22 protein-coding genes are annotated in these 17500 nt (G+C 62.2%); 18 read left to right on the top strand and 4 right to left on the bottom strand.

Translation table 11 applies throughout. The features are described from left to right. Window positions 1-16: 16 nt before the first annotated feature. From RSO01_RS22460 to RSO01_RS49940, 3 genes are all read right to left on the bottom strand, one after another. Complete coding sequence (locus RSO01_RS22460; RefSeq protein ID WP_147151691.1) at window positions 17-1222, bottom strand: TCR/Tet family MFS transporter; 1206 nt, start codon at window positions 1220-1222, stop codon at window positions 17-19. 113 nt (window positions 1223-1335) lie between these two features. Further along, on the bottom strand, window positions 1336-2439 hold the full coding sequence (locus RSO01_RS22465) for a tyrosine-type recombinase/integrase (protein WP_147151692.1): 1104 nt from the start codon (window positions 2437-2439) through the stop codon (window positions 1336-1338). Beyond that, entirely contained in the window at window positions 2325-2633 is a 309-nt protein-coding gene (locus RSO01_RS49940) for a helix-turn-helix domain-containing protein (protein ID WP_147151693.1), read from the bottom strand. The genes RSO01_RS22465 and RSO01_RS49940 overlap by 115 nt, the downstream gene beginning before the upstream one ends. Window positions 2634-2942: 309 nt before the next feature. Here RSO01_RS49940 and RSO01_RS22475 point away from each other — a divergent pair, with 309 nt between their 5' ends. The 18 genes from RSO01_RS22475 to RSO01_RS22555 all read left to right on the top strand — a co-directional run bounded on the left by RSO01_RS22475 (window position 2943) and on the right by RSO01_RS22555 (window position 15592). Beyond that, entirely contained in the window at window positions 2943-3806 is an 864-nt protein-coding gene (locus RSO01_RS22475; RefSeq protein ID WP_147151694.1) for a hypothetical protein, read from the top strand. A 137-nt stretch (window positions 3807-3943) separates the two neighbouring features. Then, window positions 3944-4165: a helix-turn-helix domain-containing protein gene (locus RSO01_RS48305; RefSeq protein ID WP_174825947.1), complete on the top strand. Its 222-nt coding sequence runs from the start codon at window positions 3944-3946 to the stop codon at window positions 4163-4165. A gap of 279 nt (window positions 4166-4444) precedes the next feature. Further along, complete coding sequence (locus RSO01_RS22485; protein WP_147151695.1) at window positions 4445-4630, top strand: hypothetical protein; 186 nt, start codon at window positions 4445-4447, stop codon at window positions 4628-4630. Further along, window positions 4630-5694, top strand: a complete 1065-nt coding sequence (locus tag RSO01_RS22490; RefSeq protein WP_147151696.1) for a bifunctional DNA primase/polymerase — start codon at window positions 4630-4632, stop codon at window positions 5692-5694. Before RSO01_RS22485 ends, RSO01_RS22490 begins: the two co-directional genes overlap by 1 nt. Before the next feature lies 1 nt (window position 5695). Continuing rightward, window positions 5696-6457 carry a hypothetical protein gene (locus tag RSO01_RS22495; RefSeq protein WP_147151697.1) on the top strand — a complete coding sequence of 254 codons (762 nt, stop codon included), beginning with the start codon at window positions 5696-5698 and terminating at the stop codon, window positions 6455-6457. Beyond that, window positions 6420-8087 (top strand): DEAD/DEAH box helicase, encoded by a 1668-nt coding sequence (locus RSO01_RS22500; protein WP_147151698.1) that lies wholly within the window; start codon window positions 6420-6422, stop codon window positions 8085-8087. Before RSO01_RS22495 ends, RSO01_RS22500 begins: the two co-directional genes overlap by 38 nt. Further along, the gene (locus tag RSO01_RS22505; protein WP_147151699.1) at window positions 8071-9147 is read left to right on the top strand and encodes a primase/helicase family protein; all 1077 of its coding nucleotides are present in this window, start codon (window positions 8071-8073) and stop codon (window positions 9145-9147) included. Before RSO01_RS22500 ends, RSO01_RS22505 begins: the two co-directional genes overlap by 17 nt. Next, window positions 9144-9329: a hypothetical protein gene (locus tag RSO01_RS22510; protein WP_147151700.1), complete on the top strand. Its 186-nt coding sequence runs from the start codon at window positions 9144-9146 to the stop codon at window positions 9327-9329. The genes RSO01_RS22505 and RSO01_RS22510 overlap by 4 nt, the downstream gene beginning before the upstream one ends. 244 nt (window positions 9330-9573) lie before the next feature. Beyond that, window positions 9574-10050, top strand: coding sequence for a hypothetical protein (locus RSO01_RS22515; protein WP_147151701.1), 477 nt, complete (start codon window positions 9574-9576; stop codon window positions 10048-10050). Continuing rightward, window positions 10047-10283: a hypothetical protein gene (locus RSO01_RS22520; protein WP_147151702.1), complete on the top strand. Its 237-nt coding sequence runs from the start codon at window positions 10047-10049 to the stop codon at window positions 10281-10283. Before RSO01_RS22515 ends, RSO01_RS22520 begins: the two co-directional genes overlap by 4 nt. Window positions 10284-10728: 445 nt before the next feature. Continuing rightward, the gene (locus tag RSO01_RS47450; protein WP_170303269.1) at window positions 10729-10914 is read left to right on the top strand and encodes a hypothetical protein; all 186 of its coding nucleotides are present in this window, start codon (window positions 10729-10731) and stop codon (window positions 10912-10914) included. Between the two features lie 619 nt (window positions 10915-11533). Further along, window positions 11534-11824, top strand: coding sequence for a DUF1330 domain-containing protein (locus tag RSO01_RS22525; protein ID WP_170303270.1), 291 nt, complete (start codon window positions 11534-11536; stop codon window positions 11822-11824). 363 nt (window positions 11825-12187) lie between these two features. Beyond that, window positions 12188-13069, top strand: a complete 882-nt coding sequence (locus RSO01_RS22530) for a hypothetical protein (RefSeq protein ID WP_147151704.1) — start codon at window positions 12188-12190, stop codon at window positions 13067-13069. A gap of 228 nt (window positions 13070-13297) precedes the next feature. Then, the gene (locus RSO01_RS22535; protein ID WP_147151705.1) at window positions 13298-13606 is read left to right on the top strand and encodes a hypothetical protein; all 309 of its coding nucleotides are present in this window, start codon (window positions 13298-13300) and stop codon (window positions 13604-13606) included. Then, on the top strand, window positions 13603-13935 hold the full coding sequence (locus RSO01_RS22540) for a hypothetical protein (RefSeq protein WP_147151706.1): 333 nt from the start codon (window positions 13603-13605) through the stop codon (window positions 13933-13935). Before RSO01_RS22535 ends, RSO01_RS22540 begins: the two co-directional genes overlap by 4 nt. Window positions 13936-13937: 2 nt before the next feature. Next, entirely contained in the window at window positions 13938-14258 is a 321-nt protein-coding gene (locus tag RSO01_RS22545; RefSeq protein ID WP_147151707.1) for a hypothetical protein, read from the top strand. Between the two features lie 4 nt (window positions 14259-14262). Further along, the gene (locus tag RSO01_RS22550) at window positions 14263-14979 is read left to right on the top strand and encodes a hypothetical protein (RefSeq protein WP_147151708.1); all 717 of its coding nucleotides are present in this window, start codon (window positions 14263-14265) and stop codon (window positions 14977-14979) included. A gap of 418 nt (window positions 14980-15397) precedes the next feature. Beyond that, the gene (locus RSO01_RS22555) at window positions 15398-15592 is read left to right on the top strand and encodes a hypothetical protein (protein WP_147151709.1); all 195 of its coding nucleotides are present in this window, start codon (window positions 15398-15400) and stop codon (window positions 15590-15592) included. 227 nt (window positions 15593-15819) lie between these two features. Here RSO01_RS22555 and RSO01_RS22560 read toward each other — a convergent pair whose 3' ends face one another. Further along, window positions 15820-16707 carry a hypothetical protein gene (locus RSO01_RS22560; protein WP_147151710.1) on the bottom strand — a complete coding sequence of 296 codons (888 nt, stop codon included), beginning with the start codon at window positions 16705-16707 and terminating at the stop codon, window positions 15820-15822. Window positions 16708-17500: the final 793 nt, after the last annotated feature.

The following is a 17500-nucleotide window of genomic DNA, read 5'->3' on the forward strand; positions in this document are numbered from 1 at the left end:
GGCGGCTCTCTCGCGGTCAAGACGACGCGTCGGCTGGCGCCGCCGCCGTCACCAGCCAGGTGACGCAAGCGGCCAGCAGCAGGAGCAAGGCGGCGAGCAGGAAGGGCGCGCCGGGCAGCCAGCCGAGCAGCCAGGCGAAGGTCGTCGTGAAGATCGCCGGCCCGATCAGGCCGGTGATGCTGCGCGAAGAACTGTTGGCGCCTTGAAGCTGGCCTTGCTCGGACTCGCTCACATGTCTGCTCATCAGGTCGAGGAGCGACGGGCCGACGATGCCCCACAGCGCCATCACCGGCACCCCGACCCAGAACCATTCGCCGGTTGGGGCAAGGCCATAGATCACCATGCCGAGGCAGCCGAACGCCAAGCCGACCAGCAGGGCGCGCCGCGTGCCGAGCCACTTCACGGCAGGGCCGACGACGAAGCCGGAGACGACGCCGGTGCTGACGCCGACGAAGGCCAGCGTCAGACCGACCGTCGCCTCGTTCCAACCATAGCGATATCCGGCATAGAGCACGAAGATCGACGGTAGCACCTGATGGGCCGTGTTGACGATGAAGTCGATGGCCGCGAGCCCGATGAGCTGGCGGTGCGACAGTAACAGCTTCAGCGAGCCCACCGGATTGGCGCGCTTCCAGGCGAACGCCATGCGGCGCTCCGGCGGCAGCGATTCGGGCAGCACGAACCAGCCGAACGCGGCGTTGATCAGGCAGGCGGCGGCCGACACCCAGAACGGCAGGCGCGGATCGAAGCCGCCCAGCAGGCCGCCGATCGCCGGCCCCAGCACGAAGCCCAGGCCGAACCCCATGCCGACGATGCCGAACGACTTGGCGCGCTCCTCAGGCGTGGTGACGTCGGCGATGTAGGCGAAGGAGGTGGCGATGGTGGCCGCGGTGATGCCGGAGATGATGCGGCCGATCAGCAGGAGGGTGAGCGACGGCGCGAACGCCATGAAGATGTAGTCGAGCCCCATCCCCAGGCAGGAGATCAGGATGACGGGCCGACGTCCATAACGGTCGGACAGCGCGCCGAGCAGCGGCGAGCAGAGGAACTGCATCAATCCCCAGGTCGTGGCGAATACCCCGAAGGCCTCGGCGGCGCCGGCGGTGTTTCCGCCCATGAAGCCGAGCACGATGGTCGGCAGGACCGGGAGCATGATCCCCAGCGCCAGGCAGTCGAGCGTCACCGTGCAGAAGATGAAAGCGAGCGCCCGCCGGGTATTCATGGCGTCGTCGATGGATGGGGAGGAAAATGGTCGGGGCGACAGGATTTGAACCTGCGACCCCCAGTCCCCCAGACTGATTGGGTCGGGCGGAATTCGGCAACGATGCCAACCACCTAGGCAACCTTGCGCGAGGCGTTTCGGGACTTTTTACGGGACTTAGCGAGACCTTCCAGCGCCTCAGCTACCTCATCGCCGAGCACATGGGCGTACCGTGTCGTCGTCTTGATGTTGCGGTGATTGAGCGCCTTCTGCACGAGCTTGAGGTTGCCGGTCTGCCGCAGGAGCTTGGTGCCGACGTCGTGCCGGTAATCGTGGAATCGGAAGTCGACGACCCCGGCCTGCTTGCGCAGTCGCTTCCAGGCGGACTTCACGCCTGAGTAGGTGAGGGGATAGCGTTGCCCTCTGATCAGTTTGCCCCTGGTGCGCCTCGCGACGTAGGTGAAGACGTGCTCAGGATGATGGCCGCGCAGGGGCCACAGAATCGACCGGATCGTCGGCGTGATCGGCACCACCACCAGCTTGCCGCCCTTGCCGGGCTTGCGGATCTGGCGGCCATCCCAGTCGACCTCAGACCAGCGCAGGAGGCATTCGCTCAGCCGTAGGGCCGCAGTGCCAGCGAAGGCGAAGAACGGCCCGTGGTCCTCTCTGGTGGCCGCCTCGAGGCGGGCGCCCTCATCGCCAACGAGCTCGCGCTCCCGTTCCTCCGGCTCCTCGAGCCAATGCGCCGTCCAGTTCGGCTCGTGGTCGAACTTCACGCCCCAAGCCTTCTTGGCCCGTGTAAACAGCTTCTTCAGCACCTCGGTCGTGCTGCGATTTACGGTGGCGTTGGTGATCAGCGGGGCATCTAGCTTGCCGTGCTTCCGGTGCCCGCGGCGCCAGGCGACCAGCTGCGCGACGTCACTGTCGGAGATCTCGGTGATCAGCTTGGGTGGCCCGAAGTATTCGACCAGGCGCTCCAGGGCGGCCCATGTGTCCTTATGGCCGGCGTGATGCTGGCCGACTTCGCTCCAGTAGCGGCCAGCGACGTCGTCGATCTGCAACGAGGCGGATGATTTCTGCGCTGCCTTGGCGGCCTTCTTTGCCGCATCCCGCTTGTCTTCCTCTACCTTCTCGGCTTTTCGGCGCTCAGTCTTTTTCGTAGAGCCGTAAAAGCGATCACCTCCGAGTTCGAAGTCGTAGTGGTAGAACGGCGAGCCCTTGGGCTTGTAGACTGACATGGTACGTCCCTGCGAGTCTGGCGCTCGATGAACTCTTCGACGTCGGCGTCCGTGAACATCTTGCGCGGCCGCTTTGTCCCGTGGCCGATGATGACATATCGGAGGCCGCCGGTGCGAACATGCTCGGCCAGCGTCCGGGGGGAGCAGTGGAGTCGGGCCGCTATCTCGGCTGGGCTGCGTAGCTCCGTCGTCATCGCAGCTCGCGCCCGGCTCGCGGCCCCGCTAGCCGATAGGCGCCTGCCCGTTGGATCGGGGCGTTGAGTAGATGGAGGGCCATCATCCACTCCTCGCCGTAAGCTGCCCTCCGACAGATGTCTACTTGATTGAGGTCATGACAAAAGGCCAGCCACGTAATCGACCCTTGTGGCTTGCCAAGGCACAGGAGGGCAGCTTACAGGCCGAATTGGGCGCGGCTAGCTCGACGGAGCGAACACCCCGACCGCAAGCGGGGCGGCCGCGTCAACCTTCTCCCTTGCGGTGCCCCATTGCGGAGGGCCGACATCATGCGGTGGAACATCCCACAGGCTTGCCTCTGGATAGCGAGCCACGACGATGATCTGGCCGCCAGTTTGGCCGATCAAACCTTTGCAAGGCTGGCGTTCACCGCCGAGTTGGAATCGATCGACAGTGAAGACGAAGACCACGCCGTGATGATCGGCGACGGCATGAGCTATGGGCAACTCCTCGAACTTCTAGACCAAACCACCGAATACTTTGGGCCGCCAAAAGCAGATACGCCAGGCACCGCATGGATCGGGGGCGCACAAAAGGAATTGCTGGCCGCCTGCGGGCGTGGCGCGCTCAAGATGACGGGCCGCTCCCTGTATGGTGGCCCCTCTCGGGAAATTCCCCCAGAGGCTTTTGACACTTTGCGTTTCTTTGAGCGCGATGGCGTCAATTGCCTTGGGCCACCCGATATGGTGGATGCCGATTGCTGGCGAGATCTTCGCGTGCAAGCCGATGATGTACGGCGCTTGTGGTCCGCAATGGCTGAGCCTGCAGCCGCGCCGGCCGCGTCATCGATCGCGGCGGCGCCGCCTGCCTCTGTTGTCGAGCCTGCAGCGATTGAGCCTGCTTCTGTCGACGCGGCGTCGACACTCCTGGTCAGCATGGCGCCGGCCGATCCTGTCCCGGCCGAGTTGATCGAGTGGTATCGCGCGCGCGTGACCGCCCATGATCCGAAGCGACCGCCGCCCGGCCGCGACGATGACGAGCGCGATGCACGGAAGGCGTTCCCGGCGATGGCGAGTCTCCGCAAGCTGGTGCGCAAGGCGCGCGCGATCGTAGGTCCCGAGGCATGGCACCATGGCGGCCCCAACGGTCGGAAGCGCGCCGCGAGATCGCAGAGCGCTCGACGCTCGACCTAGCGGAGAGCTGGGCAAAGTCTTGGGCAACTTGGGCAAGCCCAGGATGCCGGAATTTTCAGCAGTTAACGGCAGCAACATACTCGCTGGCACGCCCTGTCACCTAGCAGGGCACTCCACCGTAAGGAGAAAGCCAGCCGATGACCGACGCCGCTACCGCCGACCTTCCCGACAGCGCCGACCGACTCGCCTACAGCCTTGACGATTTCTGCAAGGCCGTTCCCTGCAGCCGGCCCACGGCCTACGCGGCAATCCGCGCCGGCCGATTGCAGGCCAAAAAGTTGGGCGTCCGCACGCTGATTCCAGCGCCGGCCGCCCGCGCCTTCATCGCCAACCTGCCCGACATGAAGAGCGCCGCCTAGTGCCGCTTCGCGTTTCCCCAATTGAAGAAGCCACCGACGCGGGCGACGCGCCGATGGCTTCAATTTTGTGCGTCCACGCCCCGGCAAGGGCATTGAACAGAGGCATCAACGATGAACCCCAACATTCTACAGCAACGGCGCCATAGGGCGCAACGTCCGCGCTGGCACGTCGTCGCGACCTACGCCGAGCGTAGGCTTGTCCATCGCTTCGGACTTCTCCCCGCCACAGCCCGTGTAGTTGCTGATCTGGCTTTCCCGAACAGGGAGGCTCGCTAGGTGATGAGCACCAACAACGTCGTGCCGTTCCCCGGCCGCCGGTCGGCGCTCCCCAGGATCGACTCGCGCCGTTTCGCTACTGCTTTCGACTTGCTAACGGCGGCAGTCATCCATGACCAACGCCGTCGCGGCGAGATCAATCCCGACACTGCGGCGGCCTACCTCGCCACCATAGAGGCGCCGCGGTGATGGCCGGCGCATACACCGAGGCAGCCGCCGCGTGGGTTGCCGCAGGCATAGTCCCCCTGCCGCTCGGCGGGGCGGACGGGAAGCGACCACTGATCGCGCATCCCGCACGCCTTGGTCGACGTGCTGCAATCGATCTCGCCCACAAACCGAGATTTGCCGACGCGCCCGGCCTCGGCTTCTGGTGCGGCAAGCGCAACGGCCTGACTGTCGTGGACATCGACAGTCAGGTCGACGCCGAGGTGCGGCACGCCATCAACACCTATGGCGACTCACCGGTCATCGTGCAGACGGCCAGCGGCAAGGCGCATCTGTACTACCGGCATGCCGGCGAACGACGCAGCATCAGGCCCGACAAAGGCCATCCCATCGACATCCTGGGGGAGGGCGGCCTTGCGGTCGCCCCGCCGTCCGAACGCCCCACAGGTGGCCGCTATCGCTTCCTGCGTGGTGGCTTAGATGATCTTCGCAAACTGCCGAAGATCCGACCCGGCGCGCTGGGCGCTGCTCAAAGTTCATTGCGAAATGAACATGAACAAGCGACGAAGGCCGAGCAGGGCAACCGGAATGCCTCCATGTTTCGGCTGGCACGTGAACTCGCCCTTGGCGTTGTCGATCGCGACGCCCTCCTAGAACAAATCCGCCGCTGCAATGCCGATCTGGCCGACCCGCTGCCCGATGCCGAAGTGCAGAGGACCGTGGGCAGCGTGTGGCGCTATCGCGAACAAGGGCGACTGATGGTTTCCGGCAACGGCTCAACCATCATCATCCCCGCCGAGTCGATCACGCGCCTATTGACGGCCGGGGCGACCGACTCGCTAGCGCTGATGACGATGGCGAGGAGGGCGCACGGTGCCCAGCCGGGAAGACCCTTCGCCCTGGTACCCCAGGCCATGGCCGACGCGCGCTTAATTGGTTCTTGGGGTCGCAACCGTTATCGCGCTGCCATCCGGCAAGCCTGCGACCTAGGCGAGCTGCAGCAGATCGCGGCCGGCGGGCGAGGGAAGAACGACCCCGCCTTGTACTGCTTCCCCTCCAACACGGCGCCCGCCGGGAAAGGGGTCTGAGTTGAACCCCAATATAACTGACACCCCCGCCCCCTGCCCCCAAGGTAAGAATCATGATCATGAGTCGGGCCGGGAATTTTCGGGCTCGCTGATCGTCGCGCCCTCAGACGGCGGGCTCGCCCTGTACGACAACGCCTGCAAGGCACTGGCAGAGGCCAAGGCCGTTGACGAGGTGAAGAATATCCGCGCCACGGCAGAGGCCGTGCGGGCCTACGCAAAGCAGGCGAAGAATCGCCAAATGGAGCTCGACGCGGCAGACATTCGTATCCGCGCCGAACGACGCCTAGGCGAATTGATGCACGCCCAGGGCGAGACGGTAGGCAGGGCAACGGGTCAACTTCGCCGCGGGTTAGAGTCAAACCCACGGGAGCCGGACGCCCCGGTGACGCTGGCAGAGGCCGGCATTGACAAGAACCTGGCGCATCGAGCGCGGACCTATGCCGCCATACCAGCGGAGACGTTTGAAACGCTCCTATCCGACAAGCGCAAGCGCGACAGCGTGCGCGTGGTCCTTGATCCTGAGTTTCAGGCCGCGGCCGACGCATCGGCGCGCGATCAGGAGATGGAGCGGGATGAGCGTATCGCCATAGGTGGCGATCCCGCGTTGGCGGCCGAGAACGAGACCTTGCGCAAGCAGGTGGCGGCGCTCGATAGGCGCGTCGCTGCCCTGGTGGAAGAAAACGGCTCGCTCAAGACCCGCGCCAACCTCTGGCAGCAACGGGCCATTGCCGCCGGCTGGAAGAAGGGTCACGCCGATGCGTGATCTACTCTCCGACCTCGACCCCGCGCCGCCGGTCAAAGAACTGGTGTTGTACGACTACCAGTCCGCGGCGATCGACGCCGCGCGGGAGAACATCCGGCGCGGCCATCGGCGCCAGATCCTCTGCAGCCCAACCGGCAGCGGCAAAACAATCATGGGCTTGGGCTTAATGCAGGGCGCCATGCGTGCCGGCTCGCGCTCTGCATTCGTCACCGACAGGACGGCGCTTGTCGACCAGACATCGACGGCGCTGGACCTATACGGCCTAGACCATGGCGTGATGCAGGCGACGCACTGGCGCCAGCGGCCGGGCGCCCTGGTGCAGCTCGTGAGCGCGCAGACCTTGGGACGCCGCCTCGGCCGCGGCGGCTACGTCGACAGCCATCTGCGCGACCTGCGTTTCGTACTGATCGATGAAGTCCACACGCTCTACGATTCGACGTTGGAATGGCTGGCGATGCTGCCCGAGCATGTCGCGGTGATCGGCCTGACGGCAACGCCGTTCACCAAGGGCCTGGGGCGCCACTACGGCGCGATCGTCAACGTCGCCAGCACCGACGCGCTCATTGAGCGAGGCATGCTTGCGCGGCCCTTGGTCTACGTCGCGACCACGGAAATGGACACAAGCGGCGTTGCCGTTCGCTCGACAGGGGAGTGGGATGACGGCGGCCTGGAGCGGGCTGGAGTGCAGATCGTTGGCGATGTGGTGAGCGAGTACGTCAAGCGCTCGGGCGAACACTTCGGCGGTTCGGTCAAGACCATCGTGTTTTCATCCAGTGTGCGCCATGGCGAGGAAATATGCCGGGCCTTTGCCCAGGTAGGCTTGAACTTCGCCAACATCTCCTATCACGACAGCGAGGACGACAGGCGCGCCAAGATTGCGGAGTTTCGGAAGCCCGACAGCGCCATCACCGGACTTGTGTCCTGCGATGCACTCGCCAAGGGCTTCGACGTGCCGGATGTGCTGGTTGGCATCCTCTGCCGACCGCTGCGCAAGAGCTTCACGACGCACATTCAACAGCTCGGGCGCGTCATGCGCTCCCATCCCGGCAAGGACAAGGCGCTGGTGATCGACCACACCGGCAACTGCCTGCGCTTCCTGAATGATACCGTGGAGTTTTGGCGAGACGGCGTCGACAAGCTGGACGAGGGCGCCGAGCGCGACCGCACGGCACGCCCGTCTGCGACCGAGAAGGAGCGCAAGGAGCTGGTATGCTTGGGCTGTCAGGCCATCTTGCCGCCTGGTGTGTCTGCCTGTCTCGCCTGCGGCCGGGAACGGCCCCGCCGGCCCAGCAACGTCACGACCATTCGCGGGACCACCCACTGCCTGCACATGGGCGCCACGTCGGGCCGGAAATTCGACTTCGATAACCATGCCATCTTGCGCAATCGCGAAGTGGCTTACCGAACGTTCCTGGCCTACGCCGTCCGCGGCAAGAAGGGCGACGGCGAAGCCGCCCGCCGATGGGCGGCGGCCATGTTCAAGGGCGTGTACGGGGCCTTCCCGCCCTGGAGCTACAACGACCATATCGACCACGACCCTGCTTATCTGACGCTGGATGCCGAGCGCTTCTGTCGGAACGAGATGGCGCGCTATTCCAAAAAGAGGCCGACGAATGCAGCCGCGGCCTGAAACCAACCCGCTCTTGCTGGAGCTGGTTGAGGCGCACCGGAAGGCGCGGTGCGAGGATGTTGCCGGCGCGCTCGACGCCTGCGGATTGCACCAGCACGGCGGCCCTATCTTCGGCATCGAGTTTGTCGACCACGACGCGCACAACTACGCCCCCGCGCCCGGCGGTAAACCTTCGATCATCGTGCCGCATTTCGAGGATGGACGATTGCTCGACCTCGTGGCTGTCGGGCTTCGGTCACGGGCCTGCAGGACACGCGCGGGCGTGTGCACGGTCCTGGGCGGGGAGTGGCTCGATTATGCGCGCGACCACGAGACGGCGGCGCGCATCTATCCCAACCCGTTGGCATGGCTGCTGGCGGGCCGCAGGGGCGCGGTGATCGTTGATTGGCGCTCCGCGCGCTATGTCCTAGCCGACGTGCCCGAGCTGGTCTGCACTGACAAGGCGCTGGCCGAGCGCATCGACAAGGCGATGCGGCAGCCGGTCCATATGCCCCGCCTGATCGTTGGGCAGGCGCCGGCTGCAATGGCAAACGACAAGCAGGAGTCAGCGGCCGAGATCGAGGCGCGCGAAGCCTGGGCTGCGAAGACGGCCGAATACAAGATCAGGAAGGCGGCGACGAAGACGCACCCGTACCTCGATAGCATCGGCTTCCCCAGGCTGCGGGGCCTGGTGCATGAGGGCCTGTTACTGGTTCCCATGCGACTGGACGGGCGCGTGGTGTGCCTGCAGGAGATCGACGCAGACGGCACGGCGCGCTTTCTGTCGGGCGGCAGGACGGCCGGCGCATCCTTCACCATGGGCGAGGGCCGGTCGGAGATCCTGTGCGTCGACTACGCCGCGGCGCTGTCGATCAGGGCCGCGCTGTCGGCCATGCACATGCCGGCGCGCGCCACCTGCTGTTTCACCGCTGCCAACATGGAGGCCATTGCAGAGCGTCGGAGGCATGCCGTTGTCTTCGCGGACCACGACGCCAAGGCCGTCCCCATGAGCGAGGGGCTTCCCGCTCTGCAACGGCTGTTACTGGATCTGCTTCAGGGGTGGCGAGGGCAGGCAGCATGAACGAAGGCAAGCAGGTCCCGCTCGCCGAGGTCTTGAGGCTGAGAGCCGATCGGCGCCGACTTCAGGCCAAAGTCGCGTTGCTCGAGGCGGAGAGGGAGGGCTGGCTGGTGGAGAAGGCTCATTTGATTTCGGCGCTCGAGGGCCATCGCACAGCCGAACACCACAGCCACGAGGATCGATAGATACCACCGACGTGAAGTTCGCTACCACTAAGGTGGTATGTCCCCCGCTTGGCGGTGGTGGGGAGTAAGCAGAGCAGGGCACAGCGATGCCCCTTTGATTCTCGGCTTTTACAACTTGTGGAGCCTCACCCGTCGGTACAGCCTGCGGTACGCGACTGTTAGCGCCTCGCGGACACCCTACCGCAAATTGGCTCGATGCTGGATGCGGCTCGGACGTTATCGTTCAGGAGACGGAGGTGGAGGGATGACGGTTAAAGCGCTTGCCGTGATCATTGCGTTAACATTTTCAACTGCGTCTCTGGTGAAAGCCGAGACTTTGACGCTCTGTGGCCAGAAGGTTGAATACAATGCCTCTTCCAACGCCGGCAACCTTGTTGGGATTTGGATTGGAGAGATTATCGCCTTCAATGCTGCTTACAGCGTCGACTACAGCCGGTGTTGGGCTCTTGCTATTGAAGACGTAAGCGCTAGTGGCACTATCAAGTCGAAGCTTGTGCTAGCCGACAATACAAAGAACATGCACAACGGCACGCGGTATGGAACGCAAGGTCGCGTGCTCAATTGGCCAGGGCAACTCGGCCCGGGCGGTGCAACGCTACGCTTTGCGAGCGACGATGGTCGCAATTCGTACGATCTCCAACGTCAGGGTGAAACCAAGATGGAGGGAAAGGTTGTGTATCCCACCGGCACGGGGCGCCTCTTTCTTGTGAAGCAGAAGTGAAACGGCCCCAGAGGGGCAAGGTTATTGAGGTTCAAACTTCGCCGGAGATGATCGAGGCCGGACTGCAATTGTTGCGCGAATCTGGCGCACTAGCTGGGCACTCTGTGGCGCATGCATTGCTCGTTCTACGGATTCTTCAAAAGGCGCTGGAAATCCAGCAATCCGGTTCTGGAAGTTTTCGAGGGCTCGCGCGACCGCAAAAAACTCTCGACGCGCTGCTGCAACGTCTCTGAGGAAGAGGCTGCCGGTGGGCGGCGTGAATTTGTTTGGCTTTCGCTTGATCTTACCCACTTGCGCCGGCTTTAGAGCGCGCGGGCCTATTCCTATGCGCCGACCGGGACGACCGTCGAGATCGACTGCCACGCGCGGCCAGTGGACCAAGTGGTTTCTCACCGTTGCGCTCTGCTCGATTCGAGCGTGCAGGGAGGTCCATTGAGGCAAAAGCGGAGTTCCATGCAAATGTCGGTGAGCCATCGTATCTGCGTATTGAAGCTTCGACCGAAAGTTTTCTATCGAGAAGAAGCCGGCCACTAGGTCTGCGACCCGTTCTCGCATCGCCTCTACCGATCCCTTGGATGCACAGACCGCAGCTACCCCGCATAGTTCATATTCGACGTCGGACCATTGCGTAACGGCTAGTCCAAGTTCGAAGTAGAATGCAATCTGCTCCTCGTTTACGTGAATCACGCCCAAGCCTCCCCCCAAAAGCTCGAAAACGAATATGCCCCCGATGCATGGGAACGATTTGAGCGGCTGGTGAAGCCCGCCGCTAAGATCGGCCACATGCCGCACGCGACTCCGCCGCAACTCAAGCGGGCGGTCAAGAAGTCCACTTCAAAGAAGGCTGAAAAGCGCGCAAAATAAAGCGGCCCCCGATGCCAGTCGGAGGCCGTGAGCGCGATAGGTGTGCTGCACCCGTTTTGGCAATTCTAAACGGGGCACACCTACATGTCTAATGAGAAGAACTCGACGGTTGTATCACCTGTAAAGACGCCAGCTGTTGCTGAAGAGTTGAGATCGCGTCCTCAGGTAGTTCGATTGCGATGGGACCTAACTCTTGGGTCTGTAGAAGAATGGCCTTGCGCCCATCAGCCCGCACTAGCGACTGAGACCCTGTTACTAACAACGTTAGACGATCAGGCGACTGACTGGACGAAAATAGCCGGTGCAGCACCGCAGCCATCTTTAGTGCAGCCCCTTCTGTGAACCTCAGCCAGTACGTCGCCCCTTGATTTGCCTGCACGTGTATTGCCAACGTAGTTGGCTCTCGTGCGCCAGCAAGAGTGTCAACTATCACTGGATCAGCCATGTTTACTCTCCGTCGTAATCACGCAGGGAGGCTACCAGGCGGAGCTTGGCGTGCCCCAGCTTATCGGCTTGGGCCCGCTCGTTATCCGCCGATAGATCGCGCTGGCCGACGATGCCCTTGACCGCACCTCGGATGCTACCATCCAATAGCTGGCATCAGGAGGGGAAGGATCGCATGGCCGCATACCTGATCGTCCAGAGCACGATTAGCGATGAGGCTCAGAACCAGAAGTACCGGGACGCGGTCGTTCCGCTGATCGCGCGCTTTGGTGGGAAGTTCATCGTTCGGGGCGCTGCGGTGGAAGCCTTGGAAGGCCGCCATGACGGACGGAGGATGGTGATATTCGAGTTTCCCTCGATGGATGCCATTCACGCCTTCTGGAAATCACCGGAGTATGTCCCTGTGAAGAAGACCAGGGAAGGCGCCGCCACCCTTGACGTATGGGCTGTCGCGGGCGTGCAGTAGCGCTTAAGTGTGCCGTTTGCCACATTCGTTCATTTTGCGCTGCTTTATGCTCAGACGAAGAATGTCGAAGGCTTAGACCGTCCTCCCCGAAACGCCCCCCTCGTCGGGCGAGAAAACCGAAGGGGCACGGCAATGCCAGACGGTTCTCACGTTGAGCAGAAAGCTCGCGCACGGAAGCAAAGATAGCGGCGGGCATTGACCCTGCGCGGTATTCGCTTGGCCGATCAGTGCCGGCTTGAAGAGGCCTGGCCCTATTTCGAGGACGCCATCCGATTTTGGGGAAGCCGATGAACGAGAAGTGGCGGCTGTTGATCACCGACGAGGCCAATCAAGTAGTTGGCGATGGCATCAGGAGAATTTATCATGGCGGATATTCGTTTGAGGGCCCCCCTAATTAGGGACGGCGTCCGAGCTGCTGGCGTGACCAATTTTGCCGAAGCTTTAGCCCAAGTCTTCGAAGATGCATCGATAACCGACGACCAGGGGACCTCCAGTCCGCTTGCCGCCCGTCTGAAAAACGTTCTCCAGACGAGTGCCGACAGCTTCCTTCCCAGAATGTCACATTTTTCTGGAATTTTTGCCGACTGGACAGATAACTCGGGCAATGGTCGGCGAGGAGACAACGGATTCAAGGCCTATTTCCAGGACTTCCCAAAATGGCCCGGAAGTTCGATGCAGGTTGGACACTTCATGACGGCCGTCGATATGGGCTTCCAGCCCAGCAAACTCTACAATTTCGTGGAGGGACAAAAGAGGTTGATGCTGCAACCTTTCTACCCAGGGTTCCGTCTCCCGCCACTGCCGGATGCGGATAGTACAACGCAGCCGAATTGGTGGACCTTCGGCGAAGTGGAATGCGTGCAACTGATCGTTGCGCATGAACAAGTCCCTGACTCCGGCGTTTATGGCCAGGAGCCGACTTTCTGGAATATGCTCACAACTCTCCTGGCGGGCGTGACGCAAACGGACCTGGACAATTTTAGGAAAGCCTTTGTCGGTCTCGGCGGGGGGCCACAGCATGACGCCGGTCAGGCGTCGGTCCTCCTTTCCGGGGTCAATGTCGGAACGGGGCCCGGCAATAGCAGGGAGGATCTTCTGCTAAGCCTCTTCGGCTTTAAATTTGGTTCAATGGTCCGTAAGGGTGAACTGTCGGCGATCGCGGATGGCGGCAATTGGATTCGCGTCAACTTGGTGGATCAAACCTTCACTCCAATCACTACGGCTCCAGGAACGGCGTGGGCATAATCGACCCTGGAGATTGAAAGCATGAAGCGGGCTACGCCAAACCTAGTAGAAATTCCTCACGAGGTTTGGTAGACTTTCATCTTCAGTCGCGACTCGCGCGCGACTTGGCCTCGCACCACAGAGGCATCGCCGTCGCCGGGCAGTAACGGGCGCTTCGCATCCAACCGGCCGCACAGGTGGGCTCGCAGCGTGTCGCTGTCGGGCGAATCCACAACGTGCGCGCCGAGTATGCCCCCGCTGAATCACGACATAGACGCTCCCTTCCTCGAAAAAGCCGAGGCCGAATTGCCCCGACTTTCGTCGTGCTGCCGGCTCATGATCTGGTTCACGCCTGGGGCAGCGATCCTGCGGCATCAAAAGGTGGTGGCCCACCTTGTGCTGACGGACGACGCGCACGGCATCTTCTCGGATCGCGAGCGGCATTTGCTCCTGTCGATTGGCGGAACGACCGCACCATCACGACGACAGTTCTGGGCATTGCGTGAACTGTCGCGCATGGCCGCACGTCTCGACCTCGGCGGGAGCCTCGATTCATGAACGATCCGGCAATCGCAAGCGTCTACCCGTCCGGTCCGGAGTCCGCACCTATCAGCTATTGGCACCTGTGGGCGCCGATCTTTCAGCAGCTCGGCATCGACCCCGCCGACATTCACAACAATTTTGCACCGATCCCGCCGACCGCGCCGCAAGGTGAAGGGCTGCCGGCATGGCAGCGGAGCGGCGGCATCTATCAGGCGGCGTTACCGGCATGGATGACGCAACAGCAACAGCCACCGCAAGGGCTGCTCTCGCCGCAGATCCCATCCAGCACGCCCGACCTTCGATATCTTCGCGGGCTTCTCAGCCCTAATTCGTGGAGTGGTTAAATATGACTGAAAATCTCGAGCTGGCCGCGGACGATGCAGCGGCACGCGCAACACGGAAGATGATGCAGGGAACAAAACGACACCCTGCCGATGGCCTGGCGATCGACCCCGCGGGCCTGCAGGCGACGATAGCAACGCTCTACATCATGACCCTTTCGTCGCTCTCGTTTTGGATTGAGCAGGGCTTGCCCGTCGAATCGGTATGCAAACGCCTCGACACAATCTCACAGATCTTTCCGCCGGCGCAGACGGGTGTGGGCCTGGAAAATCTCGCGGGCATTCGCGAATACCTGCGAAGCAACGCAGATCAGTTGAAAGGATAGCGCCTTGGCGAACAGCTTCACTGCACTAGGCTTTATCAAGCCCGAGGTTGGGGCCGACTCGAATCTGTGGGGAGGCCACTGGAACCAAAATGCCGATCTTCTCGACATTATGCTGCAGCGTTTCGTCGGCACGACGACAACTCGCCTGCTGACCTTCAATGTCAATGCCATCTCAACCACCACGACGCGCACGGTGACATGGCGGGATGTGGACGTATCCTTTCCGTCCACGACATCCGCAATTGTCCTCGTCGATACATCGACCGCTCAGACGTTCAGCAACAAGGTGCTGGGAAGCAATGTCACGGGCTTCCCAGGCAGCACATCAGGCAACGCTACCACGTTCCTCGGCGCTGACATTGCCTTTGGCGTCAATACCACGTTTCAGAACGGCCCGAACACGGGCAGCATCGGCGCGAATGGCCAGACATGGTTCATTCTTGGCGTGGCCCAGTTCGCCAACGTGTCCGGCGGCAGCTCACAGATGGAAGCGGCCATCTTCGATGGCACCAACTACATCGCCAACGGCAGCCACGTTTTGTTCAACAACGAGGGCAAGTCAATGACGGTTGCCATAGTGGCGGCCGTGACGACAGCGACCACCTTCACCTTGAGAGCCCGCAACAACAACGGCGTAGGAGGCACCTCGTTACAGGCATCGGGCGGCGCGACAGGTGTCGCCAACAAGGCCACCTCCATCACGGCCATCAGGATCGCCTGATTGGTCCCCCTTCGACTCGCCATGAGCAACGCACGAGAAATCGAAAATCACGCCCGAGATGATCGAGGCAGGATGGAATGTTCCGGCCCGCAGTGACGGCGAAATAGGCTTTACCATCTCCAGCACGACACTGGGCGCCGCGGGTGGCTTTCAGCAGCAAAACACTGGCGGCGCCAGCAGTCTTGCGCCTGTGGGAATGATGCCGCTAACGTCAACGTTGCCCAAGAGCACAGTCACACCGTGGCCGTTGTTCAGCCGACCATGATCATCAACTACCTGATCCGCATCTAAGGGGGCGCCGGCCCAGGTGAGCGCCTGTTTTTCTTGAAGAGCAAACCCCTCGGCCTTGCGCTCCGTGCAAACTACTTTGCGCCAAGGGTCAGTATCGTGAACCCGCCGGCGGGTCTACTCAAAGGCCATGTTCATTGTCCGCTATAGGCTTCCTTCCGGCACCTTCTCGGAGAAGGCGGAGGTCCGCTTATCCGTGGCGCTCAATGCGGCCTACGAACTTCTCGAGACCGGTCACGGCGACATAACCATCGCAGACGACAGCGATGGGTTCGTGCAGTCCCTGGATTGGTGGGGCACGATCGATCTATCTGGCGGATTGTGAGCGGGGCGGGTTAAGGCCCTTTGCAGAATTGACGCGAGGGCCGGTTTTCGACTCGTACAGCGGTTTTGCCTCTGACTGGCCTCCCGGGACTCAACAAAGGGCATGCTGGAATGCGAGCCTGCATCACGACCCGGCGAGTTGCCCAGTGCGATCAAGAGCGGGCGAAGGGACCGTCGCCCCTCGCCGCCCGAATCATCGGCGCCCGCCCGGCGCGGGCGCCCCAAGCCCTATCTCTGCTTGCCGGCCAGCTTTTCCAGCTGCGGCACAGCCGCACGGATCACGGCGAGCGTGTCTTGCGCGGCGAGCGATGTGATCTGCTCGCTGAGCTCGCCGCGTACCTTAGTCGCGTGCGACGCGATCTGGCTGGCGTTGAGCAGCTGCGTGATCAGCGGGTCCCACGGGCCGACCGGCCCGTGATCGGTGAGACCGCCCCCGTCCTGGATCACGCCGAAGATGATCCGCACCGCTTCCGCGAAATCCCGTCCCAGATTCGGCGGCTTGGGGAAGTTGCCCTGCTGGTAGATGGCGATGGCGATGCCATCGGTCCCCGCCGGCACCTGCAGCGTCGAGTTGCCCACGGGCATGATGCTGTCATTGAGCACCCATTGCGAGAAGGGCTCGGGCACCGAGAGCACATGCCCCTTGGCGACCAACGTCTGTGCCGAAGCCGTCGGCACTACACCGATGACGTTGGCGTCGGCGGTTAGCGAGGGATCGCTGATGACGTCGACGAAGGTATCATCGATAAAGGTTCCGAGATTGGCCGAGAACGCGTCGTCGATGATCGCCGACCCGCCGTTGATCATGCCTGGGCCGCTGATTGGAAAATACCAGCCGGTCACCGTCCGCGCGTTCGCTGAGGAAGGGATGTCGAAGGCCACCGGCGGCCGGACCACACCGGTGGTGCCGTCAGTGTCACTCCAGAACAGCAGCTTGGCCATGCCATCGCCGCCGTTGTTCGGCAGCGTATAGGGAAGTTGCGGAAAGTACGGCGGACTATAGGGCGTGTCGCCGCCCGAAGAAGGCGCCAGCGAAAGCTCGGCGTTGGCGTTGCGCGGTTGGCGATGATGGCCGGCCGGCAGGTACATTTTATAGTTTGCGGTAATATGAGCCATGGAACCCCTCTCGTTCGGATCCAGCGTGGATCTTCATCGAAATCGAAGTCTTCTGTGTCTCGTGTGTTTGAAAGTGGGCGGCGCCGCCTAGTTCTCTCTTTTTGCTCACCACCGCGAGGTCGCGGCCCTTCCGGCCGACGAGGCGGATGCATTGCTTGACATGGCCGAGGCCGCCTTGCTGCCTGGAGGCGCAGTTTGGGCAGAAGGTCGGCCTCCGTCAGTGCGATTTGCTACATTCGAACCATGGCCAGGAGCCATTTCGACGCCAGGGCCGGTTTTTTGCTTATACAGCGGTTTCGGCCGCTGGATGGACTCCAGGGACTCACCAGCCCGACAAAACGCTCCAGTGAGTCAGATTTTGACTCTGGCGGGCCATTGGCTGGACACCGGATCGCGCTATTGTACCTGGACGTTTCTTGGGAGGTCTGCTTGACCAGGACTGGTCAAGTATCTCCTGTGAAGGAGCCAAGCTATGAGGCTTTTGCCGGTGAGTGTGCTTGCGTTGATGCTCGCCCCAACCGTCGCAGTCGCCGAATCTTATCTCTGCGCGGCAGACGCAGCGGCAGGCATCCTACAGCAAAGAAACGCAAACGTGGCAGCCGGTGAGCGTTAAGAAAATGGACAAGCGCTACGTTCTTAAAGAGAAAGATGGAAAATGGCTTTGGTCTGAGATGGGTTCCCCTGCCGTTTTTCCATGTGAAGGCGGCTTCAGCAAGGAGGGCTCAATCTCTTGCAGCCTGATATATAACTTTCACTTCAGTAAGGTCACGTTGAGATATCAGGCCGATATGAC

Origin of the sequence: Reyranella soli (genome assembly GCF_007992495.1) — a bacterium.
Taxonomy (GTDB): Bacteria; Pseudomonadota; Alphaproteobacteria; order Reyranellales; family Reyranellaceae; genus Reyranella; species Reyranella soli.